Below are 6,673 nucleotides of genomic sequence, written 5' to 3' on the forward strand. Positions count from 1 at the left end.
GTCACCGCGCGCCCATTACCGCGCGCCCATGCGGATGCGCGGATCGAGCCAGACCAGGATCAGGTCGGAGATCAGCATGCCGACCAGCGTGAGGCCGGCGACGAACATCAGGATGAACCCGGCCATGAACTGGTCCTGGCTGCGCAGGGCGTCGAGCAGCAGCGGCCCCACGGTCGGCAGGCTCAGCACCAGCGAGACCAGCACCGAGCCCGAGACGAGGTGCGGCAGCAGGTTGCCGATATCGGCCACGAACGGGTTCAGCGACATCCGGAACGGGTATTTCAGGAGCGCCCGCATCGGCGGCAGGCCCTTGGCGCGGGCGGTGACCGTGTAGGGCTTGGCCAGCTCGTCCAGCAGGTTCGCCCGCATCCGGCGGATCATCGCCGCGGTGCCGCCGAGCCCGATCACCAGGGTCGGCACCACGAGATGCGCCAGCAGCGACCGGATCTTGGGCCAGTCCCAGGGCTGGTTGGTCAGCGCCGAATCGTAGAGGCCGCCGATCGACAGGTCGAACCAGCGGTTGGCGTAGAACAGCAGGATCAGCGCCAGCAGGAAGCCCGGCACGGCCAGGCCGACATAGCCCAGCAGGGTCACCACCGCGTCCCCAAACGTGTGCCGGTGGGTCGCCGAATAGATCGCCGCCGGGATCGCCACCACGTGGACGAAGACCACCGCGGTCAGGTTGATCAGCAGGGTCAGCCACAGCGCGTCCCCGACGACATCGGCCACCGGTTTGTCGTACTCGAACGACCAGCCCCAATCGCCCTGGAGCAGGCCGGAGAACCCGACCGGGCCGGGCATGAGGCCGATCCACATCAGGTATTGCTGCCAGACCGGCCGGTCGAGCCCGTATTGGCGGATCAGCAATTCGGCCTTGGCCACCGAGCCGGCCTCACCGGTGGCGCGCAGCTCCATGATCCGGTTGGTGAGGTAGTCGCCCGGCGGCAGCTTGATGATGAAGAACACCAAAGCCGAGATGACAAGCAGCGTCAGCGCCATGGTGACGACGCGGCGAAGGACGGGAACGATCACCTTGCCTCCACGCGCGTATCGGCGGCCTTGTCCCAGAACACCTCGTCGAGGCGCTGGACGCCGATCAGGGCCGTGGGATCCCAGGAATACAGGGCGCGCTTGGGCAGGTTGACGAGGCGATCGGCCCCGACCACCGGCTGGAGCGCGCCCGCCACCGTGCCGATCACCCAGGTGTTCTGCGCGTGGTTCATCAGCATCTCGCGCCAGATCGCGGCCTGTTTCTCGGCGTCGTCGGTGTGGCGCCATTGCCGGTCGAGGTCGAGGAGATGCTGCACCTCCGGGATGTCGCAGGGCTCGCCGGACTTGCCGCGGCTCTCGACATGGGCGCTCCAGAGCGGCCAGGCATAGTGCTCGGGCTGGGCCGGGCTCAGCTCGGTGGGTGGCATGATCGCGGTCGGCACCGCGAGGTCGAGGCCCTGGGCGGCGACCATCACGGTCATGCCGCCGATCGAGCGGCGGTGCAGGTTGGTCCGCTCCTGCGGTTTGGTCACCAGGCGGATCCCGACCTCACGCCAGAACTCGGTGATGAGCAGGAGCGCGTCGAGCACCATCTCGGCCTCGCCGTCGCTATCGACCACCAGCTCCATGGCCCGGCCGTCCGGCAGAAGGCGGATGCCGGAGCCGTCGCGGCGGGTCAGCCCGATGGAATCGAGGAGGCGCGAGGCCTCGGCCGGGTCGTATCCGGCGTGGAGCGTGCGCAGCTCAGGCGAATAAAGCGGGCTGTCGGACACGATCGTGTCGTTGCCCTCGGTGCCCAGCCCGAACAGCAGCGTATTGTTGAGGGTGCGCCGGTCGATGGCGAGCGACAGGGCCTGGCGGTAGCGCACGTCGCGGTTCAGCGCCCGCCAGCCGGCATCCTGGGTGGTCAGGTTCGGGTAGAGGGCGATCTCGGAGCCTCGGGCCACCGGCCACAGGTTGGTGCGGTAGCGATGTGCCTTCTCGCCCTCCTTGAGGCTCGGGATGTCGGGCATCGACAGGCCACGGAACATCAGGTCGGCCTCGCCGGCATTGGTCTTGGCAACGAGCAGCCCCTGCGAGGCGACGTCCATCACGATGGAATCGACGTAGGGCAGCTGCGTGCCGGCGGTGTCGACCCGGTGGTAGCTGCGGTTGCGCTCGAACCGGAACCGCGTCGCCGGCGACCGGGTCTTCGGCACCCAGCCCTGCAGGGTCGGGCAGTCCGGGTTGTTCAGCTCGTAATTGTCGTCCAGGCGGTTGTGCAGGGCCGCCCAGCCGCGCAGCTTCAGCGCCTTGGCCTTCGCGTCCGCCGCCTCCTTGCCGAGATAGCGGGCATGGACGGTCTTGAGGTAGTGCGCCGGGCGGTAGATCAGCGGGTCCCGGGGGGCGGCCAGCGCCGGCAAAAACATCGGGTTCGGCCGGTCCCAGCTGTAGCGGATCGTCACGGGGTCGAGGAACTCGACCTCGGGGAGCTTGCCATCCACCAGGAAGAACGCCGGCGGCCCCTCGGGGCTCAGGGCCTTCTCGTTGGCGACGTCCTCCCAGTAATAGCGAAAGTCCTCGCTGGTGAACGGGTGCCCGTCCGACCAGCGGTGGCCCTGGCGCAGGGTGAAGGTGAAGACCCCGCTCGCGACATCGACCCGCTCCAGCAGGTCCGGCCGCAGCTGCAGCGCGGCGTCGTAACCGACCAGCCGCGTGTAGCCGTAGACCGAGAGGTATCGGACATCCCGGGCCTTGGCGATCAGCGTCCGGATCGTCCCGCCGGCGGTTCCGGTGCGCCGGCCGCGGGCGGCGAGGTCGATCACGAAGGGTTTTTCGGGCGGGGCGGGGGTGTCGGTGGGAGGCGTGTCGGCGAGGGCATGGCGCGGGCGGACGAGCAGGGCGGCGGCGCCAAGGCCGGCGATCATGGCGCGGCGGGAGACACTGCTTTCCCTCCCCCCTCTGCGGGGGAGGGTACCCTGCGCAGCAGGGGGGGAGAGGGGCAGCGCCACGGTGCAGGATGGGGCGATCGGTGCGACCGTGCCGGAAGCGTCGCTCCCCTCTCCCGCCCCCTGCTCACGCAGGGGCCACCCTCCCCCGCATAGGGGGGAGGGGAAAGCGTTGTGCTTGTCAGCCCCGCTCACGACCCGCCCCCCGCAGGATGCAGCGCCACATAGGTCAGCCGCGCCGGCGAATACCCCGTGGCGCGGTGGAGATCGTCGAAGGCGTGCGCCCGAGCGATCAGACTGGCCGCCTGTCGCACCAGCGCGTCGTCGGCCGGCTGCTCGAAGTGGCGGCCGTTACGGGTCCAACGGATCGGCTCCGGGCTGTGCTCGGGGCCGGTGATCATCGCGATGGTCGGGTGCGCCGGGCCGCCATGGGCGTGGATCCGGTGGCCGGCGGCGTCGTCGTCGAACAGCAGGCGGGTCAGGCCGCGGGCGTGGGCCTCCACCACCCGGCGCCCCTGGGCGACGTGATCGTCGAAGAACGCCACCGTCCTGGCCGGGTCGAGGCCGGACCAGTCGGCTTCGGACCAGTCGGCGGTGCTGTAGCGCGCTTGGGGATCGCGGTATTGGAGGCCGGACAGGTCCGGATCGTGGCAGAAGATTTTGGCCGAGGGCCGCGCCATGCGGATCACCCAAGTGGTGAGCCCGCGGAACACGCCGGATTCGATCACGAAATCCGGCTTCAGCGCCCGCATCAGGACGTAGAGCTGGAGCGCGCCGTTGAAGCCGCTGCCGCCCCTGCGCTGCCGGACCGGAGCGGTCGGGATCAGCGCCCAGAACGCCCGGACGCTGTCGAGAAGATCGCCGTCCGGCGTGAGGCCGGAGGCGGCAAAATCCCGCGCCAGGATCGCGGCGGCGGATTCGAGCAGGGTGGCGACCTCCCGCGGCGAGGTCGGGCGGTGGCTCCAGTCGGGGGCGGCCGGCACGAGATCGTAGCCGAGGCGGTCGAACAGGGGCGACAGCACCTTGCGGCGTAGGCGTTCCAGCATCACGGGCGGACGCGGCTGCATCAGGCGGCCTCCGCGTCCTGCGCGGTGGAGAACCGGACCCGGTGGCCCGGCTCGATCGCCCGCATGGCGCCGGCCTCGTCGGGGCCGAGCCGGTAGGGTGCTTCCCAGCGGGTCGGGTCGTTCTGGTCGCCGGTGATGGCGGCGAAATCGAGCGGGTGGTCGAGGCTCGGGTCCGGCACGGCGGCGAGCAACGCCCGCGTGTAGGGATGGACCGGGTGGCGGAACAGGGCCGCGCGAGGCGCCTCCTCGACGATCCGGCCCCGGCACATCACGCTGATCGTATCCGCCATGTAGTCGATCACTGCCAAGTTGTGGGAGACGATCAGGTAGGACAGGCCGAGGGCCGCCTGCAAATCCTTGAGCAGGTTCAGGATCTGCGCCTGGACCGAGACGTCGAGCGCCGAGACCGGCTCGTCCAGCACCAGCAGGCGCGGGCGCGGCGCCAGCGCCCGGGCGATGCCGATCCGCTGGCGCTGGCCGCCCGAGAAGGCGTGCGGATAGCGGCCGAGTCCGCTTGCCTCCAGCCCGACCATGGCCATCAGCTCCCGGCAGCGCGCGCGCCGCTCGGCAACGGGCACGCCGTGGATCTCCATAGGCTCGGACAGGATCTGGCGCACGGTCATGCGCGGATCGAGGGAGGCGTAAGGATCCTGGAACACGAACTGGACCGTACGCCGATAGGCGAACAGGGCGTCGCCCGAAAGGCCATGGACATCCCGCGGACCGCTGCCGTCGTCGAACAGGATTGTTCCGGAATCGGGGTCCAGCGCCCGCATGATCATCTTCGAGACCGTGGTCTTGCCGGAGCCGGATTCGCCGACCAGCCCCAGGGTCTCCCCGGCCGCGAGGCTCAGCGACAGGTCGGAGACGGCGTGGACCATCCGGGGCTTCTGCCAGAAACGGCCGGCCCGCAGGGTGTAGCTCTTGCTGACATTCTCGACTTGGAGCAGGGGCCCCGTGAGCTTCGCCAGCGGCTGGACCGGCGGGATCTCGGCGCGCGCCGGGCGGATCGGGGTCAGGCGCTCGCCGGGCGCCATGTCGAACCGCGGCACCGCGTGGAGCAGCGCCTTCAGATAGGCGTGGCCGGGGGCTCGCATGACGGTGTCGCGGGGGCCGGCCTCCACCAGACGCCCCCGGTAGAGCACGGCGACGTCGTGGGCGATGTTGGCGACCACCCCGAGATCGTGGGTGATCAGCAGGATCGCCATGCCGGTCTCGTCCTGGAGCCGGGCCAGCAGGGCGAGGATCTGGGCCTGAGTGGTGACATCCAAGGCCGTGGTCGGCTCGTCGGCGACCAGCAGGGCGGGTTTCAGGATCAGCGCCATGGCGATCATGGCGCGCTGGCGCAGGCCACCGGAGAGCTCGAACGGGTAGGTCTTCAGGGCGCGCTTCGGATCCGGGAACCCGACCCGGGCCAGGGCCTCCTGCGTGCGGGCATCGGCCTCCTTCCGGTCGGCGCCGGTATGGATGCGCAGGGCTTCGCCGATCTGATCGCCGACCGTGTGGAGCGGCGACAGGCAGGTCATCGGCTCCTGGAAGATCATCGCGATCCGCTGGCCGCGGATCGCGCGCATGGCCGATCCCTCGGTGTCGAGCCGGGCGATGTCGGTCTCGTCCGACGTGTCGCGGAACAGGATCTTTCCGCGTGTGATCGACGCGGAGGCCGGCAGGATGCCCATGATCGCCTGGGCGGTGACCGACTTGCCCGAGCCGGATTCTCCGACCAGCGCCAGGGTCTGCCCGCGCATCACGTCCAGCGACAGGCCGTGCAGCGCCTCGAACGGTCCGGTTTCCGTGCGGAACGCGACCGCGAGGTCGCGGATGGACAGAAGCGGGCTCAACCTTTCCTCGCAGCGACCGAAGGCTGAAGAGTAGATCCGGCCGCGCCGGTTTCCACTGCGGCGCCGCTGAATAGGCTTCGCGGATCCAAACATGTCACGGCCGGATGTCCGCAGCATGTCTCCAGCAGATCGGCGACGAAGGCCCGGAGCGCGGCATCATGGGCGAGATGGTGGGTCAGCAGGCCGATGGGCTGCGCCGGATCGCGGGTTATTCCGGCGGCGAGGCTTTGGAGCAGCGCGTCGGGATCGCGCAGCGAGCGGGTGCCGCGCCAGTCGATCGGATCCAGCGTCGCGTCCAGTCGATCGAGCCCGGGAATCGCTGGGCCTGGCACGGCCGACAGCCCGCGATAGCCCAGGCCGGGCAGGGCGGCGGCGAGGTCCGGCGCCAGCCGGTTCCACGGCGGCACGAAGACCGGCAGCAGCACCGCCTGCGGCAGCCGCTCCCGGGCGATCCGCAACCCGGCGGCGGCCTCCGCCACCAGCGTGTCGAGGGGGCGATGGACGCCGAACTCTGCGGGCTTTTCGCCGGGTGGAGCGTGGTTGTGATGGGCCAGGCCGTGGACGGCGACACTCACGCGATGCGCCGAAACCAACCGGTCTCCAAGGGATGGCTCGATCCGGGCCGGGATGGCGGCGAGCAGGAGCGGGACGGCATGGGCCTCGGCGAGATCGAGCAGCCGATCGAGGGCAGGGGAGGCCGCCACGGCATCGTCGTCCCGCCACCAGAACGGCACACGCTGGCCGCGCGCGGCCACTTCGTCCAGGGTTTTTCGGAGTACAGTGAAGCCGAAACGCGCGCTCTCCCTCCCCCCTCTGCGGGGGAGGGTACCCTGCGCAGCAGGGGGGG

General features: G+C 70.2%; 5 protein-coding genes. All 5 read right to left on the bottom strand.

The window, feature by feature from the left end; translation table 11 throughout:
• Nucleotides 1-15 precede the first annotated feature (15 nt).
• A complete protein-coding gene (locus tag MKK67_RS13775; RefSeq protein ID WP_243965587.1) occupies nucleotides 16-1,032 on the bottom strand; it encodes an ABC transporter permease in 1,017 nt (338 codons plus the stop codon).
• Nucleotides 1,029-2,897, bottom strand: coding sequence for an ABC transporter substrate-binding protein (locus tag MKK67_RS13780; protein WP_243965589.1), 1,869 nt, complete (start codon nucleotides 2,895-2,897; stop codon nucleotides 1,029-1,031). Before MKK67_RS13780 ends, MKK67_RS13775 begins: the two co-directional genes overlap by 4 nt.
• 212 nt (nucleotides 2,898-3,109) lie before the next feature.
• On the bottom strand, nucleotides 3,110-3,985 hold the full coding sequence (locus MKK67_RS13785) for a hypothetical protein (protein ID WP_243965591.1): 876 nt from the start codon (nucleotides 3,983-3,985) through the stop codon (nucleotides 3,110-3,112).
• Nucleotides 3,985-5,826 carry an ABC transporter ATP-binding protein gene (locus MKK67_RS13790; RefSeq protein WP_243965592.1) on the bottom strand — a complete coding sequence of 614 codons (1,842 nt, stop codon included), beginning with the start codon at nucleotides 5,824-5,826 and terminating at the stop codon, nucleotides 3,985-3,987. The genes MKK67_RS13785 and MKK67_RS13790 overlap by 1 nt, the downstream gene beginning before the upstream one ends.
• A partial coding sequence (locus tag MKK67_RS13795) for a polysaccharide deacetylase family protein (RefSeq protein ID WP_243965594.1) occupies nucleotides 5,823-6,673 on the bottom strand: 851 nt, incomplete at its 5' end. The genes MKK67_RS13795 and MKK67_RS13790, both read right to left, overlap by 4 nt.

Origin of the sequence: Methylobacterium sp. J-072 (assembly GCF_022829425.1) — a bacterium.
In the GTDB taxonomy this organism is placed as follows: domain Bacteria; phylum Pseudomonadota; class Alphaproteobacteria; order Rhizobiales; family Beijerinckiaceae; genus Methylobacterium.